Origin of the sequence: Bradyrhizobium lupini, assembly GCF_040939785.1 — a bacterium.
GTDB lineage: Bacteria > Pseudomonadota > Alphaproteobacteria > Rhizobiales > Xanthobacteraceae > Bradyrhizobium > Bradyrhizobium canariense_D.
Map to the genome: position 1 here is coordinate 4,055,856 of NZ_CP162553.1, position 17,471 is coordinate 4,073,326.

General features: G+C 64.3%; 11 protein-coding genes, 1 tRNA gene and 2 pseudogenes. 10 read left to right on the top strand and 4 right to left on the bottom strand.

Annotated elements, in window-relative coordinates:
- Nucleotides 1–70 precede the first annotated feature (70 nt).
- Entirely contained in the window at nt 71–2,104 is a 2,034-nt protein-coding gene (locus AB3L03_RS19100) for a methyl-accepting chemotaxis protein (RefSeq protein WP_368506876.1), read from the top strand.
- Nucleotides 2,105–2,282: 178 nt separating this feature from the next.
- On the opposite strand, the pseudogene AB3L03_RS19105 reads toward AB3L03_RS19100, so the two are convergent.
- Nucleotides 2,283–2,620: pseudogene (locus AB3L03_RS19105) on the bottom strand (DUF3175 domain-containing protein).
- A 181-nt stretch (nt 2,621–2,801) separates the two neighbouring features.
- On the opposite strand from AB3L03_RS19105, the pseudogene AB3L03_RS19110 reads away from it, so the two are divergent.
- From AB3L03_RS19110 to AB3L03_RS19120, 3 genes and pseudogenes are all read left to right on the top strand, one after another.
- Nucleotides 2,802–4,288 (top strand): annotated as a pseudogene (locus AB3L03_RS19110) (MFS transporter).
- A gap of 3 nt (nt 4,289–4,291) precedes the next feature.
- A complete protein-coding gene (gene otsB / locus AB3L03_RS19115; protein ID WP_368506877.1) occupies nt 4,292–5,113 on the top strand; it encodes a trehalose-phosphatase in 822 nt (273 codons plus the stop codon).
- 238 nt (nt 5,114–5,351) lie between these two features.
- Nucleotides 5,352–6,815, top strand: a complete 1,464-nt coding sequence (locus tag AB3L03_RS19120; protein WP_085348221.1) for a trehalose-6-phosphate synthase — start codon at nt 5,352–5,354, stop codon at nt 6,813–6,815.
- 51 nt (nt 6,816–6,866) lie between these two features.
- Here the strand turns inward: AB3L03_RS19120 and AB3L03_RS19125 are convergent, their stop codons facing one another.
- Nucleotides 6,867–7,208 carry a hypothetical protein gene (locus AB3L03_RS19125; protein ID WP_085348222.1) on the bottom strand — a complete coding sequence of 114 codons (342 nt, stop codon included), beginning with the start codon at nt 7,206–7,208 and terminating at the stop codon, nt 6,867–6,869.
- Between the two features lie 195 nt (nt 7,209–7,403).
- On the opposite strand from AB3L03_RS19125, the gene AB3L03_RS19130 reads away from it, so the two are divergent.
- Nucleotides 7,404–7,493 (top strand) — tRNA-Ser (locus AB3L03_RS19130).
- Nucleotides 7,494–7,537: 44 nt separating this feature from the next.
- Here the strand turns inward: AB3L03_RS19130 and AB3L03_RS19135 are convergent.
- On the bottom strand, nt 7,538–8,722 hold the full coding sequence (locus AB3L03_RS19135) for a helix-turn-helix domain-containing protein (RefSeq protein WP_368506878.1): 1,185 nt from the start codon (nt 8,720–8,722) through the stop codon (nt 7,538–7,540).
- Between the two features lie 331 nt (nt 8,723–9,053).
- Between AB3L03_RS19135 and AB3L03_RS19140 the strand changes: the two genes are divergently transcribed.
- From AB3L03_RS19140 to recQ, 5 genes are all read left to right on the top strand, one after another.
- Complete coding sequence (locus AB3L03_RS19140; protein WP_018452862.1) at nt 9,054–10,628, top strand: amidase family protein; 1,575 nt, start codon at nt 9,054–9,056, stop codon at nt 10,626–10,628.
- Nucleotides 10,629–11,007: 379 nt separating this feature from the next.
- Nucleotides 11,008–12,309, top strand: coding sequence for an O-acetylhomoserine aminocarboxypropyltransferase/cysteine synthase family protein (locus AB3L03_RS19145; RefSeq protein ID WP_368506879.1), 1,302 nt, complete (start codon nt 11,008–11,010; stop codon nt 12,307–12,309).
- A 12-nt stretch (nt 12,310–12,321) separates the two neighbouring features.
- Nucleotides 12,322–13,323 carry a homoserine O-succinyltransferase gene (locus tag AB3L03_RS19150; protein WP_368506880.1) on the top strand — a complete coding sequence of 334 codons (1,002 nt, stop codon included), beginning with the start codon at nt 12,322–12,324 and terminating at the stop codon, nt 13,321–13,323.
- Nucleotides 13,324–13,426: 103 nt separating this feature from the next.
- Nucleotides 13,427–14,170, top strand: a complete 744-nt coding sequence (locus tag AB3L03_RS19155) for a polysaccharide deacetylase family protein (RefSeq protein ID WP_026232410.1) — start codon at nt 13,427–13,429, stop codon at nt 14,168–14,170.
- 121 nt (nt 14,171–14,291) lie between these two features.
- On the top strand, nt 14,292–16,157 hold the full coding sequence (recQ, locus tag AB3L03_RS19160; protein ID WP_368506881.1) for a DNA helicase RecQ: 1,866 nt from the start codon (nt 14,292–14,294) through the stop codon (nt 16,155–16,157).
- A 202-nt stretch (nt 16,158–16,359) separates the two neighbouring features.
- On the opposite strand, the gene AB3L03_RS19165 is transcribed toward recQ, so the two are convergent.
- Nucleotides 16,360–17,373: a 1-aminocyclopropane-1-carboxylate deaminase gene (locus AB3L03_RS19165; protein WP_085348408.1), complete on the bottom strand. Its 1,014-nt coding sequence runs from the start codon at nt 17,371–17,373 to the stop codon at nt 16,360–16,362.
- Between the last annotated feature and the right edge of the window lie 98 nt (nt 17,374–17,471).

Here is a 17,471-nt window from a genome sequence, read left to right on the forward strand (position 1 = left end):
TGCTCACGCGTCAGGAAGCGGGCTGCTTCCGGGCTGCGCCTGGTTTTCCGCGAATGGAATGGGGTGGGGAATGCCCGTCAAGTCGAAGCCGACCACATCGAAGCTGCTCACCTTGCGTTTTCGCGCAAAAATCATCCTCGGCTTCGTGGCGGTGCTCGCCATCCTCGCCGTCAGCATGGCTTTCGCGTATTTCGGCTTCGAGCGGATTCAGGCCGCCGTGGCCTCCTACCGCTCCAGCGTCGCCGAAGCGGACCTTGCGCGGACGGTCGATCGCGAGCTGATCGCTTACCAGGGCTTGGCGCGGGCCTACACGCTGACTGGCGCGGCGGATGATGAGACCGCGGCCAAAGCAGCCGAAGAGAATCTGAGGGCGGCGATCGCCAAGTCGGCGGCGGCCACCACGGGCGCAGCGCGCCGCGAGCAGGTCGGCAGGCTCGAGGCCGACTTCAAGAGCTTCACCAAGGTGTTCGGCGAGATCATCACGTTGACGCGCGAGAACGGCAAGATCGCGACCGAGGAGCTCAACAGCGTCGGCAACAAGATCCGGTTCAAGTTCGACGATCTTGCCGATACCGCGGCATTGGCGGGCCTGAACTCGGTTCAGGGTACGGCCAAGGATATCACATCGCAATATCTGGCGGTCTCCACCTCGGTCAGCGCCTTCGTCGCCAAGCCGGAGCCGAAGACCGCCGACGGCGTGACCGCCCGCATCAAATTCCTGGAGACCCTGCTGGTCTCGATCTATGCCAACGACCAGAAGATCACCGACCGCGTCACCGAGATCAGCAATCTCCTCAAACAGTACCGCGCCTCTTTTTCAAAGCTCACCGAGAACGTGAAGGTCATCGTCAAGCTGAACGGCGAGATGACCAAGACAGCCGCGTCCATTCTCAAGCTCTCGGGTGAGCTGCGATCGGAGCTGACGGCGGATCAGCAGCGCATCGAGGTCAACGCCAATGCCACCATCGGCGAGACCGAGCGGCTGATGCTGATGATGGCGCTGGGCGGCCTTGCCGTCGGCGCTGCGCTCGCCCTGATGCTGGGCAATGGCATTTCGCGTCCGATGATCGCGATGTGCAAGGCGATGCGCGAGCTTGCCGCGGGCAATTTCGACGTCGTGCTGCCGGGCCTCGGCCGCAGGGACGAGATCGGCGAGATGGCCGGCGCGGTCGAAGAATTCAAGGTGCAGGCCGTGGCCAAGGCCGAGCGCGACGCCGCCGCCAACGAACTTCAGAACAGGGAGCAGGCCGCAAGCCGTCGTTCCGAGCTGATCTGTTTCGCCGACGATTTCGAGAGCGCGGTCGGTGCCATCGTCTCCAACGTCTCGGCTTCCGCCGTGCAGCTGGAATCGGCGGCCTCGACGCTGACCCGCACCGCCGAGACCACCCAGAGCCTGTCGAGCCAGGTCGCCGACGTCTCCGAGCAGGCCTCCAGCAACATGCAGTCGGTCGCGACCGCGACCGAAGAGCTCTCGGCCTCGGTCGAGGAGATCGGCCGCCAGGTCCGTGATTCCAGTCGCATTGCCGAAGCTGCCGTGGTGCAGGCAAAGGAGACCGATAATCGCATCGGCAAGCTCTCGCATGCCGCCCAGCAGATCGGCGAAGTCGTCAAGCTCATCACGGCGATCGCCGAGCAGACCAATCTTCTGGCGCTGAACGCGACGATCGAGGCGGCACGCGCCGGCGAAGCCGGCCGCGGCTTTGCAGTGGTCGCCAGCGAAGTGAAGTCGCTCGCGAGCCAGACCGCGAAGGCCACCGACGAGATCTCCTCGCACATCACGGGCATGCAAGGCGCCACGGCCGAGTCGGTTGCGGCGATCAAGGAGATCGGCGCCACCATCGGCCAGATCTCGTCGATCTCGACCTCGATTGCGAGCGCGGTGGAGCAGCAAGGTGCGGCGACGCAGGAAATCGCGCGCAGCGTCCAGACCGTCGCACAGGGTACTCAGACCGCCGCCACCGATATCGGCCAGGTCAACCGCGGCGCCGCCGAAACCGGCTCGGCCTCGGAAGAGGTGCTGCATTCGGCCAAGACGCTGTCGTCCGAAAGCACCCGCCTGCGCGCCGAGCTCGACCGCTTCATGGGGAATATCCGGGCGGCGTAGCGCTCGACCTTCGCGCCACGCCTCCGCCGTCGTCCTGGACAAGCGCAGTGCCGATCCAGGACCCATTACCCCAAGGCGGAGTTGCCGGGCGAACTGCCAACTCCGAGTCATCGCCAAACCGCTCCCTGGGGTAATAGGTCCTGGATCGGCGCTGCGCTTGTCCAGGACGACCTGGCGCTCACTCCCTCCCGAACGCCCGCTTCAGCTCCACCTTTGCCCGCTCCAGCCGCGTGCGCTGCGTCTGCGGCAGCGTCTTGCCGGCGCGGTTGATGTAGAACGTCAGCATCGACAGCGCCGAGCGGTAGGCGCCGGTCTTGCGACGCGCGCTGTGCTCGGCCGAGCGCTTCAACGGAGCCGCGATCTTCTTCGCACTGGTCAGCTTGAACACGCCTTGTTTGAGGTCGAGCGCGTCGCTCTCTTTCGTCACCGCTGTGACCAGCGCTTCGGTGCGGCGCGTCTGGTGCTCTTGCGCGCCGATGTTTTGCGAGAATGTGTCGTCTTTCTGGCATGAGCCATGCGGCAACTCCTTGCGGCTCCACCGAAAACCAGCGCCGCCAGCGGTCGTTCCTGCTGGAACCCGCCCCTGCCGCAGACGTTGTCGCAGGTGGCAGGCGGAATGCCGCACCCCTTGATCGGATCGCCCCCATCCACGCCATGTGAACCGGGGCCATGTCCATTGGTCAGATGCAACAACGCGATGGAATTGCAGCGAAGCCCAGCGCCGAACGATGGACCTGTGGTCTCCACGGTGGCCGCGGCCGATCGCATCATCGAAACCAGCATTCCTGCACGGCTTGACGCGCTGCCGTGGAGCGGGTTTCACACCCGCGTCGTGCTTGCGCTCGGCATCACCTGGATTCTGGATGGCCTCGAGGTGACCTTGGCCGGCGCCCTCTCCGGCGCGCTGAAGCAAAGTCCCGCCCTGCATTTCTCCAATCTCGATCTCGGCATAGCCAATTCAGCCTATCTCGCGGGCGCGGTGCTCGGCGCGCTCGGCTTCGGCTGGCTGACCGATCGCATCGGCCGCAAGAAGCTGTTCTTCATCACGCTCGCGCTCTATCTCTCGGCGACGGCCGCGACCGCTCTGTCATGGAATGTCGCGAGCTACGCGCTGTTTCGCTTCCTCACCGGCGCCGGCATCGGCGGCGAATATACTGCGATCAATTCGACCATCCAGGAACTGGTGCCGGCGCGCTATCGCGGCTGGACCGATCTCGTCATCAACGGCAGCTTCTGGATCGGTGCCGCCATGGGCGCCGTGGCGGCCATCGTGCTGCTCGATCCCGCGGTGATCGGCCCCGATCTCGGCTGGCGCCTCGCTTATCTCATCGGCGCGGCCATCGGCCTCGTCGTGCTCTTGATGCGGATGTGGATTCCGGAGAGTCCGCGCTGGCTGATGATCCACGGCCGTCCCGACCAGGCCCACGCGATCGTCGACGAGGTCGAGCGCTCGGTGCTCGGACACGGCCAGGATACGAGCGACGCGCGTTTCGCCAGGATCCGCCTGAAAATGCGGACTCACACGCCGATCCGCGAGGTGGTGCACACGCTGTTCTCGGTCTATCGCCAGCGCGCGATGGTCGGTCTCGTGCTGATGATCGCGCAGGCCTTCTTCTACAACGCCATCTTCTTCACTTTTGCGCTGGTGTTGACCGACTTTTACGGGATCAGCGCCGATCATGTCGGCTGGTATCTGCTTCCCTTCGCCGCCGGCAATTTCCTTGGTCCGCTGCTGCTCGGCCGCCTGTTCGATACGCTCGGCCGCCGGACCATGATCATGTTCACCTACGGCGCGTCGGGCGTGTTGCTGGCGCTGTCGGGTTATCTGTTCTCGATCGGCGCCTTGAGCGCGCAGGGGCAGACCATCGCCTGGATGGTGATCTTCTTCTTTGCCTCGCCCGCCGCGAGCGCCGCCTATCTCACCGTCAGCGAGACTTTTCCTTGGAAGTCCGCGCGCTCGCGATCGCGGTGTTTTATGCGGTCGGCACCGGCATCGGCGGCGTGATCGGCCCCGCATTGTTCGGGGCGCTGATCGACACGGGATCACGCACGAGCGTATTCGCAGGCTATTTGCTGGGGGCGTTCCTGATGATCGCGGCCGCGATCGTGGCGTGGCGCTATGCCATCTCGGCGGAACGCAGATCGCTCGAAGAAATCGCGCGGCCGCTTGCGTCCATGGAGTAGACTATGAAATCGGAACTGGCTGAATTGGATCTAAAGCGCACCATGGTCGACGATGAAGCGCCCGATGCGGTGCCGGTGCCCCACGCACTCGTGCCGCATCTCAATGAAACAGCGATCCTGCTCGACATCGACGGGACACTGCTCGACCTGATGCCGACGCCGCGTGAGGTGTGGGTGCCGCCAGGCCTGTCGGAAACGCTGAACCGGCTGACGGAGCGCACGTCGGGCGCGCTGGCGATGGTCAGCGGGCGTTCGCTCAACGACATCGACCTGATCTTCGCGCCCGATGTCTTTCGCGCCGTCGCCGGCCACGGCGCCGAGATGCGGCTTTCCATTGACAACGAAGCCGATGCCGTCAGCGCGCCGCCGCTGGATAAGGAGCTGAAGCGGCGGCTCGCGGCGGTGGCCAAGCTCAGTCCCGGCATTCTGCTCGAAGACAAGGGCTATTCGCTGGCGCTGCACTACCGCCTTGCGCCGCATGCGGAGAAAGCGATCTACGAAGCCGTTTCGCTGATCCGCGCCGACCTGCCCAATGCGCCGATCGAGGTGCTGCCCGGAAAGTTCGTTTGCGAGATCAAGCATTCCGGTTTTACCAAGGCGACCGGCGTGCGCGAGTTGATGAAGCACGAGCCTTTTAGGGGACGCCGCCCGATCTTCATCGGCGACGATGTTACCGATGAGACCGTGTTCGCGATCATGCCCGACATGAACGGGCTCTCTTTTTCGGTTGGTCGCCGCGCCATGGGGGTCAACGGGCACTTCGACGCCCCGAACGATGTGCGCACGTTCCTTGCGCGGCTGCTCGACGACTCAAGGTTGGAATAAGGCACCGACATCTCGGAGCCACATATCGCGTGCGTAATTCCTCCAGCGCGTCGCTTCATGCTGCGCGCGCCACGGTTCCAAATCCGGCTTTGTGTAGCGAAATCGTCAGGTTGCCTGGAGGTAAACCGGTTCCAACGCGCACGCCCGATTTTGGTTTCAATTGGTGCAAAGGATGATCAGGAACCATATTGATGAACGGCAGTTAAATGGGGTGGAATGAAACAGGAGGGGACGACCTGTGAACTTAGTCGTCGTTTCGAATCGCGTCGCGCGCGGCAAGCCCAATGAGCCCATGACGGGTGGTCTCGCGGCGGCCTTGCTACCCGTTGTGGAACATTCGGGCGCGATCTGGGTGGGATCCTCGGGCCGTGTGCGTGACGGTCATCAGAAGGAGCCGTTCGCCGAGATCGAAGCACTGGGTTCGGGCGCGATTGCGACGCTGGATCTGCCGGCGGCGCACTATGGCGGCTATTACGAGGGCTTTGCCAATTCGGCGCTGTGGCCGGCGCTGCACTCGCGCAGCGATCTGATCCGCGTCTCGCGCGACGACTATGTCAGCTATCGCGAGGTCAACGCCTTCATGGCGCGCGCCTTGATGCGCTTCCGGAAAGCGCAAACCGCGTTCTGGGTGCAGGATTACCATTTCCTCGCGCTCGGCGCGGAGCTGCGGGATCTCGGCGTCGACGATCCGATCGGCTTCTTCCTCCATACGCCATGGCCTGTCGCCGCGGTGATGCAGGGCGTGCCCAATCATCGTGAGCTGATCACGGCGATGCTGGCCTACGATCTGATCGGCTTCCAGACCAATGACGATTGCCAGAATTTTCTCGGCTATGTCGCGGGCGAACTCGGCCTCGCCGTCGAAGACGGCGTTGCGATCTCGCAGCATGGCCGAACGCGCTGCGAGGTGTTTCCGATCGGCATCGACGCCGAGAAGTTCGCGCAATACGCGGCGAAATCGGCGTCGCATCCGGACGTGTCGCGGCTGCGCCGCAGTCTCAACGGTGAACGGCTCGCGATCGGCGTCGACCGGCTCGACTATTCCAAGGGCCTCGTCAACCGCATCAGCGCGTTCGATCGGCTCTGGACCGAGCATCCGCACTTTGCGCGCAGCATCTCGCTGTTGCAGATCGCAAATCCCTCGCGCGGTGCCATCGAAGCCTATGGCAATTTGCAGAACGAGGTCGCGCGGCTCGTGTCCGACGTCAACGGCCGCCACGGCGAGGCCGACTGGACACCGATCCGCTATCTCAACAAGGGCTTTAGCCAGGCCGTGCTCGCGGGCCTCTATCGCACCGCGCAGATCGGCGTGGTGACCCCGCTGCACGACGGCATGAACCTTGTCGCCAAGGAATACGTCGCTGCGCAAAATCCGGCTGATCCCGGCGTGCTGGTGCTGTCGAAATTCGCCGGCGCGGCCAACGAGCTCGACGCCGCGCTGCTGGTCAATCCGCATGACATCGACGGCATGGCGCGCGCGATCGCCGTCGCGGCGGCGATGCCGCTCACCGAGCGCAAGATGCGCTGGGATGCGATGATGAAGAAGCTTCGCGGCCACACCATCCAGCAATGGTCGGCGGATTTCGTCGCTGAACTGGAGAAGTGCCGGACGGAGAAGGCTGCAGTCGCGCCGCTCGCCAACCAGCCGCCGCAAGCGCTGCGCTGGCTCAAGTCGGCGATCTCAGGCGTGCGGTTGATCTAGTCTTCTTCTCCCCCGTTCTTTACAGCGAGGGCAGGGGCGAAGACGACAGCCTCAATAGCAGTACGACACGCCCTCCAGAATCGCACACTGCCGCTTGTTCGGCGCGTTCGGATCGTCGAGCGGCACCATGCCCTTGCCCTGGCCGACGAACACGCCGGGCCCGACATGCACTGAGCTCTTGTGGCCGATGATGATGCTTTGATGCGGCGTCGCGCTCGAGCGCGTGCCGTCCGGCCAGAGGATGGCATCGCCCGAAAGCATCCCGCGCCGTCCGTCGTCACAGCTGACATCAACCCCGTGCCGGGTGCAGACCTGGGCGGCGGCCGGTCCGGCGAAGGCAGCGGCAAGGGCCCAAATCAGGCTCAGCGCGGCAATGGTGTTGCGGATGGTCATGGTGCCCCCGGACGTGTTTGACGGTCTTGAGTGAATCGTCGCGCCAAACCCGCCGCCGGTTCAGCGGGCGGCGGTTCCAAGCGTCGCCGTGGCGCCTGATATTGTCTATAAAGTACAATATCTTACGGAAAAATCATCCGATTTCCCCGCGATCCCTTGCAAAATCACCGGCGCCCCTTCAAGAGAGTGCGCTCCGGAGAGATGGCCGAGTGGCTTAAGGCGCACGCTTGGAAAGCGTGTGTGCGGGAAACCGTACCGTGGGTTCGAATCCCACTCTCTCCGCCATCAGCCCCGTTGTCCGGCCCGAAGACATGGGTAACGGAACGTACCTAAGACATGGGTGACAGCCTCGTGCCGAACGGGTTGTCGAGAGGTTGCAGGGTTTTCTGCTCCAGGTCGAAGTATCCCAGATCATAGTGCATGAAGCTGACGAGCCAAATGCCCTCGTCGACCTCCTTGATGCCGAGCTTCTGGCCCGCCAGCACGGTTGAGATGTTGATCCGCTTGCGGTGCAGGCAAAGGCGGCCGCACGCGGTTACAAGGACCTCGCGATCGTGGAACGGATAGGTCAGCTCCGGCAGGCCGGCATAGGAACGTGCTGAGGCGACGTAGAGCTCGGCAGGACGTTTCATGTCGAGGGCCTCGTGCGGGCGTTCGGAGTTGAACTCGCGGACGAAGGCATCGAAGCGTTCCTGCTGCTGCAAGCTATTGCCGCCCGGCGGCCGGGTGGTTTCCTTTTTGAGGGTGAGGTGCATGCGCTCATGACGTCCGTTCTGTTGCGGGTGGCCCGGCTTGATGCGTTCGATTGCAATACCAAGTCGGAGCCACCACACCGAGAGCTTGGAGAGGTTGAACAAGGCGTTGGGACTGGCGAAGGGCACGCCGTTGTCGGAGCGAATGGCGAGCGGCAGGCCGCGCTCGAGGAACAAACGCTCGAAGGCAGTAATTACAGGGTCTTCACGCGTTGAATCGAGCGCTTCGCACAACAACAGGAAGCGCGAGGCATGATCGGTAACGGTGAGCGGATAGCAGTAGCGGCCATTGCCGAGCTTGAACTCGCCCTTGAAGTCGGTGCACCACAAATCATTGGGTCCGGTACCCGTGGACAGCGGCGTGCCGCGCGCGCGGTGGCGCGGCCCGCCGCCACGCTTGACCAGGCCATGGCGATCGAGCACCGCATGGATGGTGCTTTTGGCCGGAATCCTGACATCGCCATCGAGCCGCCGGACCAGCAGTTCGCGGATCTTGCGCGCGCCCCAGTGCGGTTTCTCGGCTTTGAGGCGGACAATCAGACCCTCGATTTGCTCCGGGAGCTGATTGGCATAGCGTACCGGCCGTCTGGACCGATCGCTCAGGGCGGCCAGCCCCTGCTCTTTGTAGCGATCGAAAATCTTATAGCCGGTCTTGCGGGATACGCCGAACTCCCGGCACACATCCGTCATGGCTTCCCCATCCAGAAGCCTGGCCACAAAGCGAAGGCGTTCTTCCATGACCGAACTCGCTTTCCACGGCATCCACACCTCCCGCAGAACAAAAGCGGAAAGTGTAATCCATGTGTCCGGTACGTTTTGTCACCTATGTCTCGGGCCGCTCACGTTGTCCGCTCCAATTGCCGCTGTCCAAATGGCGGCGTCAAAACCCGGTCGCGATGCGGCAACCTGGCCGCAGTTTATTCCATCATTCAACCAGTACATGCGTCGTGGGAAAAGCCCCAAAGGCTCATGAGCGTCTCTCCCGCGCCTTCGGCCGCCACAACGCGTCGTGAAGTCGCGCCATGCAGAAACGCGCCTGTACACGGTGGCGTGACCTCCATAACTTCCGCGGCGCAATGTGAGGAGATGCGACGTGGCGAAGAAGACGGCGACCAGGAAGAAATCTGCTGCGAAGAAAGCAGCGAAGACCTCCAGCAAGACAAGCGCCGTTCGCAAGGGCAAGGTCGCGAAGGCTGCAACCAAGCCGGTCAAGCAGGCAGCTCCGCGCAAATCATCGGCACCACGCCGCCCAAAAGGCCCGGCCTGGCAATGGTCGGCGGTCGAGACCGCAGCCGCCATCCGCTCCAGCGCCATCTCGGCGGTCGAGACCGTCGAGGCGCATCTCGAGCGGATGCGGGCCGTCAATCCGCGACTGAACGCGGTTGTCGTCGATCTCTCTGAGGAGGCGCTGGCCGCGGCGCATGCGGCCGACAAGCGGCGCGCGAAGGGCGGCGAGCTCGGCCTTCTGCACGGCGTACCGATCACGATCAAGGAGAACGTCGACTACGAGGGCCGTCCGAACTTCAATGGCGTCCCCGCCAACAAGGACCTCATCGCGCCGTCGGATTCGCCGGTGGTGCGCAACCTGAAGAAGGCTGGCGCGATCATCATCGGCCTCACCAACACGCCGGAATTCTCCTTCCGCGGCTTCACCGACAATCCCCTGCACGGGCTGACGCTCAATCCCTGGGATCCCAATATCACCTGCGGCGGCTCCTCGGGCGGTGCGGGTTCGGCGGTCGCCGCCGGCATAGGCACCATCGCGCACGGCAACGACATCGGCGGCTCGCTGCGCTGGCCGGCGCATTGCAACGGCGTTGCGACCATCAAGCCGACGCAGGGACGTATTCCGGCCTTCAACGCAAGCGCAACCGCCGAGCGGCCGATGCTGGCGCATCTGATGTCGGCGCAGGGGCCGCTCGCCCGCCACGTCGCCGACGTCAGGCTCGCGCTGGAGGTGATGAGCCAGCGCGATCCGCGCGATCCCTGGTGGGTACCGGCGCCGCTGGTCGGGCCGAAGCCGAAGGGGCCGATCAAGGTCGCGCTCGCCAGGATTCCTGAAGACATGGACGTCGATCCGCACGTCGCGGCGGCGTTGCGTCAGGCCGCCGATCACCTGGAGCGTTCCGGCTATCGCGTCAGCGAGGTCGATGTGCCCGACATCGACGGCGTCTGGCAGACCTGGTGCGACATCATCACCAACGAGACGATGGTGATGCAGGAGGCCGGCATGCTGAAGGTGACGTCGGAAGACTTCCACAAGGCGTGGGGCGGCATGAAAGCCAAGGCCAACGTGCTCGACCTCAAGGCCTGGATGCAGGCGACCGCCGCGCGCAACGGCCACATTCGCGCCTGGCAATTGTTCTTCGAGGAGTATCCGGTGGTGCTGGCACCGACCACGGTGAAGCCGACGCCTAGCCCGCGCGAGGACACTGTCAGCCCCCAGCGCGTGCGCGAGATTTTCTGGGGCGAGATCCGCTTCATCTCCGCGATCAACGTGCTGGGCCTGCCGGGCGCCGTGGTGCCGGTGACGCTGCACGATGGCCAGCCGATCGGCGTGCAGCTCATTGCCGGGCGCTATCGCGAGGATCTCGCGCTCGATGCAGCGGCCGCGATCGAGAAGCGCGCCGGCGTGCTCGCCCATCGGCTGTGGGAACAGATGGACTGATAGGGCAGCGAAGTTGTTTCCCTCTCCCCTTGTGGGAGAGGGTGGCTCGCCGCGCAGCGGCGAGACGGGTGAGGGGTCTCTCTCCGCTAACGCAAGCTTGGCCGTATGGATAGAGACCCCTCATCCGGCGCTTCGCGCCACCTTCTCCCACAAGGGGAGAAGGGAGTGCAGCGTGTTCGCTGCCGCCAACCGCAAAACTTCATTAATCCAATTTGACTTGAATTTTGGCCAATTCCCCAACAACCGTTAGGGTTACTTCCTCGATCTCTAGACGAATTATTGTCCGCTTTACCACCCGCCTCTAACAGAGGGACGGCGGACAACGCACATGCCTCATACAGGCCAATAAGTGCGGCCCGCTCCACGCGGAGGTGGCACGATGCGCAACGAGACGATCGCTATTCACGCCGGCTACGAGCCCGAAGCCACCACGCACGCGGTTGCCGTGCCGATCTACCAGACCGCGGCTTACGCCTTCGACAGCGCCGATCACGGCGCGGCGCTCTTCAATCTCGAGACCGAAGGCTATCGCTACAGCCGCATCGCCAATCCGACCAGCGCGGTGCTGGAGAAACGTATCGCCGAGCTCGAGGGCGGCGTCGGCGCGCTTGCGGTCGCGACCGGGCAGGCCGCGCTGCATTTCGCCTTCGTCAACGTCGCCGACCACGGCGGCAACATCGTTTCCGTGCCACAGCTCTATGGCACCACGCATACGCTGCTCTCGCACATCCTGCCGCGGCAGGGCATCACCGGCCGCTTCGCCGAGAGCGACAAGCCCGAGGCAATCGAAAGGCTGATCGACGAGAACACCCGCGCCGTGTTCGCCGAAACCATCGGCAATCCCGCCGGCAATGTCTGCGACATCGAAGCACTGGCGAAGGTCGCCCACGCACACGGCGTGCCGCTGATCGTCGACAATACCGTTGCAACGCCCATCCTGCTCAAGCCGTTCGAATACGGCGCCGACATCGCCGTGCATTCGCTGACCAAGTTTCTGGGCGGTCACGGCACCACGCTCGGCGGCGCCATCGTCGACTCCGGAAATTTCCCCTGGGCCAAGCACGCCGACCGCTTCCCCGGCTACAACAAGCCGGATGCCTCCTATCACGGCCTCGTCTATGCCGAGCGCTTCGGCCGCACAGCCTATATCGAGCGCGCGCGCAGCATCTATCAGCGCACCATGGGTTCGGTGCTGTCGCCGTTCAACGCCTTCCTGCTGCTCCAGGGCATCGAAACCGTCGCGCTGCGCATGGAGCGCCACTGCGAAAACGCCCGCAAGGTCGCCGAATTCCTGCGCAAGGATCCGCGCGTGGCCTGGGTCAACTACACCGGCTTCCCGGACAGTCCCTATTATCCGCTGGTGCAGAAATATCTCGACGGCAACGCCTCGTCGCTGTTCACCTTCGGCATCAAGGGCGGCATGGAAGCCGGCAAGTCCTTCTACGATGCGCTGAAGCTGATCACGCGCCTCGTCAATATCGGCGATGCCAAGTCGCTGGCCTGCCATCCGGCCTCGACCACGCACCGGCAGATGTCGGCGGAGCAGCAGCGGGTCGCCGGCGTTTTGCCGGAAACGATCCGCTTGTCGATCGGCATCGAGCATTGCCAGGACATCATCGAGGACCTCGATCAGGCACTGGAAAAGGCCTGCCGGTCCGCGCGCCTCCAGGCCGCGGAGTAGGCGGCGGCGCCAATGACGATCCTGATCGACAGGGATCAAGCTATATCGAGCCCGGCGCTGGTGCCGGGAGCGGGCGATCTGGCGCGCGAGCCCGGCGGCACCGAGCTCACGATCGGGTTGATCAACAACATGCCGGATCCGGCGCTGAAGGCGACCGAGCGGCAGTTCATGAAGCTGCTGCAAGCCGCAGCAGGTCCGCGCCGCATCCGCTTTCACTGCTTCTCGCTGCCCTCGGTGAAACGCTCGCCGGAAGCGAGATGGCATGTCGAGAGCGAATACTCGGAACTCACCGAGCTCAGACGCCACAAGTTCGACGGCCTGATCGTGACCGGCGCCGAGCCGATCGCGCCTGAGCTCGACCAGGAACCGTATTGGCGCGATCTCACCGAGCTGATCGACTGGGCCAAGGTCAACACGCGCTCGACGATCTGGTCGTGCCTCGCTGCGCATGCCGCGGTGCTGCATCTCGACCGCATCGAACGGCGGCCGCTGCCGGCCAAATGTCACGGCATTTTCGACTGCGAAGCCGTGACCAGGGATCCGCTGACGCGGGCCGCGCCCGCTCCACTCAAGGTGTCGCATTCGCGTCTCAACGAGATCGCCGAGAGCGACCTCGTTGAGGCCGGCTACCAGGTGCTGACGCGTTCGGCAAAGGCCGGCGTCGATACCTTCGTCCGCCAATATGCGAGCCGATTCGTGTTCTTCCAGGGCCATCCGGAATATGACGCACTGTCGCTTCAGCGTGAATATCTGCGCGACATCGGCCGTTATCTCGCGTGTGAGCGCGACAATTATCCGCATCTGCCCGTGAGCTATTTTGACGCTTCGACCGAAGAGAAGCTGGTCCGCTTCGAGAAACAGGCAAGGCACCAGCGCCACCCCGCGCTCAGCAACGAGCTGCCCGCGCTGAATTTGCGTGCCGATATTGCCGCGGGCAGCGCCGCGGCGGCATTGTTCCGGAACTGGCTGCAATATCTCGGCGCGGGGACCGACGCGTCGGTGCTTGCACGTTAGGTCGGGACGACGGCATCGACGTTAGGACTAACGAAGTGTGTAGCTTGCCTCGAGCGGCGCACGAATGCTTCAGTGACGGCGGGGCAGACAGGAAATGCGAGTCGTGTGGTCGGCACTCCAGGGACGCGTGAGCAATCGGCTGGCCCGGCACTTTCGTGCCGCGCCGCACCGTCTGCCCGCGCATGCGCCCATGGTGAGCTTCACCTTCGACGATGCCCCCGATAGCGCCGCAGGCGAGGGCGCCGAGCTTCTGGAGCAGCATGGCGGCCGCGGTACCTTCTATCTCGCGGGCAGCCTGGTCGATCGTCCCTCGGACCATTGGCACGGCCTGTCGAACGACGCGATCGTGCGGCTTCACCGGGCCGGGCACGAGATTGCGTGCCACACCTTCTCGCACCAGAGTGCGGTCAATCTCGACGAGACCGCCATGGCCCGCGAGATCGAGCGAAACCGCAGCCATTTTCGCGGCATCGATTCCTCGATCACGCTCGAAAATTTTGCTTACCCCTATGGCATCGCGTCGGTGTGGCGCAAGCCGCAGCTCGCCAAGACCTTCCGCTCGGCGCGCGGCATCCTTCCCGGCGTCAATCGCGACGTCATCGATCTCCAGTTCCTGCGGGCCTCGCCCCTGGTCGATCGCGAGATCAATACGACGGGTGTCGATGGCTATTTCGACGAGGCGGTCGAGAGCGGCGGATGGCTGATCTTCTACGGTCATGACGTCGCCAACGCGCCGAGCCCGTATGGCTGCACGCCGGACCTGATGCGCCATGCGCTGCAGGCCGCCGCGAGGCGCGACATGCCGATCGTGACGGTCGCGGAAGCGCTGCGGAGGATCGGGGCGTAAGAAAGTTTTCTTCCCACGAAGGGTGGAAGGCGGCGTCCTGCGGAGCAAACAGCCTTGCCACGCCTGCGCGGTCATGCGACTGGCCTTGTGACGAATCTCACGGCCTCACCCCGACATGCCCATGTCCTCTCCTTCCACCGCTCCGCTGCCTGCGCCGGCCCAGGGCCGCGATGCGCTGTCGGTGCTGCGTTCGGTGTTCGGCCTGCCCGGGTTCCGCGGCGCGCAGGGCGAGATCATCCGGCACGTCACCGGCGGCGGCAATTGCCTGGTGTTGATGCCGACCGGCGGCGGCAAGTCGCTGTGCTATCAATTGCCGGCGCTGCTGCGCGAAGGCTGCGGTGTCGTGGTGTCGCCCTTGATTGCGCTGATGCGCGACCAGGTCGCCGCCATGCTCGAAGCCGGGGTCAACGCGGCCGCGCTGAACTCGTCGCTGACCCCGCAGGAAGCCTCCGACATCGAGCGGCGCCTGATCGTGGGTGATCTCGACCTGCTCTATGTCGCGCCGGAACGGCTGCTGACGCCGCGCTGCCTGGCGCTGCTGGCGCGGGCGAAGGTGGCGCTGTTCGCGATCGACGAAGCGCATTGCGTCTCGCAATGGGGCCATGATTTCCGCCCCGAATATGTCGGCCTGTCGATCATCGCCGAGCGCTTTCCCGACGTGCCGCGCATCGCGCTGACCGCGACTGCCGACGAATTGACCCGCAAGGAGATCGTCGAGCGGCTTCAGCTTGCAGACAGTCCGCACTTCGTCTCCAGCTTCGACCGTCCCAACATCCGTTACGAGATCGTCGACAAGCGCAACGCGGTGTCGCAGCTCAAGGATTTCATGCGGGAGCGTCACGCAGGTGATGCGGGCGTCGTTTATTGTCTCTCCCGCAAACGGGTCGAGGAGGTCGCCGCGGCGCTCGACGACGCCGGCATTGCCGCGTTGCCCTATCATGCCGGGCTCGACAGCGGCGTGCGCTCGCGCAACCAGGACCGCTTCCTCAACGAGGACGGCATCGTCATCGTCGCGACCATTGCCTTCGGCATGGGCATCGACAAGCCGGACGTGCGCTTCGTCGCGCATCTCGATCTACCCAAGAGCATCGAGGCCTATTACCAGGAGACAGGACGCGCCGGCCGCGACGGCAAGCCGTCGGCGGCCTGGATGGCCTACGGTCTCTCGGACATCGTGCAGCAGCGCCGCATGATCGACGAGTCGAGCGGCTCCGACGAATTCAAGCGGGTCTCGATTGGCAAGCTCGATGCGCTCGTTGGCCTCGCCGAAACGCCGCACTGCCGGCGCCGGCGGCTGCTCGCCTATTTCGGCGAGATCGTGATGGGCGAGGGCTGCGGCAATTGCGACAATTGCCTGACGCCGCCGAAAATGCGCGACGGCAGGGTGCTGGCGCAAAAACTGCTATCCTGTGCCTATCGCACCGGGCAGCGTTTCGGCGCGATGCACCTCATCGACGTGCTGATCGGACGCCTGACCGAGAAGGTGACGCAGTTCGGTCACGACAAGCTCACCGTTTTCGGCATCGGACGCGAGCTCAACGAGAAGCAGTGGCGTACGGTGCTGCGGCAGCTCGTGGCGATGGGACATTTGCTGAGTGAGAGCGAATCGTTCGGCGCGCTGAAGCTGACGGATTCGTCGCGCGGCGTGCTGCGGGGCGAAACGGAAGTGTGGCTGCGCGAAGAGGCGCCCGGCGTCCGGATCCGTTCGAGCCGCGCCAAGTCCCGCCGCAGTGATCTGGCCCCGGCAGCCGACGCGCCGCAGGGCGATGTCGATCCTGAATTGCGCGCGCGGCTACGAGCGTGGCGCTCGGACATTGCCCGCGCACGTGGCGTGCCGGCCTACGTCGTGCTGCATGACGCCACCATCGACGGCATCGTTCGCGCATGGCCGACCACGCTGGACGAACTGCGCAATGTGCCCGGCATCGGAGACAAGAAGCTCGAGCATTACGGCGACGAGCTGCTGCAGATCGTCAGGACGCGGTAGGGCGCGGGCACACCTCCGCCGTCATCCCGGACAAGCGCAGCGAAGCGGAGCGCCGATCCGGGATCCATAGCCACGGGCCGTAGGAAAAGGCACGCTGACTGCCTCAGCGTGTTTCAACAATTGGCAGTCGGGGTAATCGGTCCTGGCTTTCGCCAGGACGACACTCGTCGGGAGGTGCGCGCCGCCTCACATCACCGACGCGCTAGCCGTTCCGGAACGCATATCCATAGCCGTTCAGCGCCGGCGCGCCGCCGAGATGGGCGTAGAGGATCTTTGCGCCCTTCTCGAAATAGCCCTTCTGCGTGAGATCGATCAGGCCCTGCATCGACTTGCCCTCGTAGACGGGGTCGGTGATCATGGCTTCGAGACGCGCGGTGAGGCGGATTGCCTCCTTGGTTTCTTCCGACGGCACGCCGTAGGCGGGATAAGCATAATCCTCGATCAGCACGACGTCGTCGGCGACGAGATCCTTGCCGAGCTCGACGAGCTTGGCCGTGTTCTGTGCGATCGAGAGCACCTGCGCCTTGGTCTGCGCCGGGGTGAAGGAGGCGTCGATGCCGATCACCTTTCGCGCGCGGCCATCGGCGGCGAAGCCGACCAGCATGCCGGCATGGGTCGAGCCGGTGACGGTGCAGACCACGATGTAGTCGAACTTGAAGCCGAGTTCGGCTTCCTGCTTGCGCACTTCCTCGGCGAAGCCGACATAGCCGAGGCCGCCGAATTTGTGCACGGAGGCGCCGGCGGGAATCGCATAGGGCTTGCCGCCCGCCGCCTTCACCTCCTCGATCGCGTCCTCCCAGCTCTTGCGGATGCCGATGTCGAAGCCGTCGTCGACCAGGCGCACGTCGGCGCCCATGATGCGCGACAGCATGATGTTGCCGACGCGGTCATAGACGGCGTCCTCGTGCGGCACCCAGGCCTCCTGCACCAGGCGGCACTTCATGCCGATCTTGGCCGCGACGGCCGCGATCATGCGGGTGTGGTTGGACTGCACGCCACCGATCGAGACCAGCGTGTCGGCGTTCGAGGCGATCGCGTCGGGGATGATGTATTCGAGCTTGCGCAGCTTGTTGCCGCCATAAGCGAGGCCGGAATTGCAGTCCTCGCGCTTGGCATAGACCTCGACATTGCCGCCGAGATGCTTTGACAGCCGCTCCAGCTTCTCGATGGGCGTCGGACCGAAGGTCAGCGGATAGCGCGCGAATTTTTCGAGCATCGTCAGGTCATCCCGATTGGCGTTAATGTCTGATAAAACGCTAGCATCGCTGCGTAAAAAGGTGCTTTCAAATACTGCGGCTCTGTTGCGCATGTTCT

Excerpts from the sequence above, each read along its gene's own strand:
- AB3L03_RS19100 (WP_368506876.1), top strand. The coding sequence starts at position 71 with ATGCCCGTCAAGTCGAAGCCGACCACATCGAAGCTGCTCACCTTGCGT.
- otsB (WP_368506877.1), top strand. The coding sequence starts at position 4,292 with ATGAAATCGGAACTGGCTGAATTGGATCTAAAGCGCACCATGGTCGAC.
- AB3L03_RS19125 (WP_085348222.1), bottom strand. The coding sequence starts at position 7,208 with ATGACCATCCGCAACACCATTGCCGCGCTGAGCCTGATTTGGGCCCTT.
- AB3L03_RS19135 (WP_368506878.1), bottom strand. The coding sequence starts at position 8,722 with ATGCCGTGGAAAGCGAGTTCGGTCATGGAAGAACGCCTTCGCTTTGTG.
- AB3L03_RS19145 (WP_368506879.1), top strand. The coding sequence starts at position 11,008 with ATGCGCAACGAGACGATCGCTATTCACGCCGGCTACGAGCCCGAAGCC.
- AB3L03_RS19150 (WP_368506880.1), top strand. The coding sequence starts at position 12,322 with ATGACGATCCTGATCGACAGGGATCAAGCTATATCGAGCCCGGCGCTG.
- recQ (WP_368506881.1), top strand. The coding sequence starts at position 14,292 with ATGTCCTCTCCTTCCACCGCTCCGCTGCCTGCGCCGGCCCAGGGCCGC.
- AB3L03_RS19165 (WP_085348408.1), bottom strand. The coding sequence starts at position 17,373 with ATGCTCGAAAAATTCGCGCGCTATCCGCTGACCTTCGGTCCGACGCCC.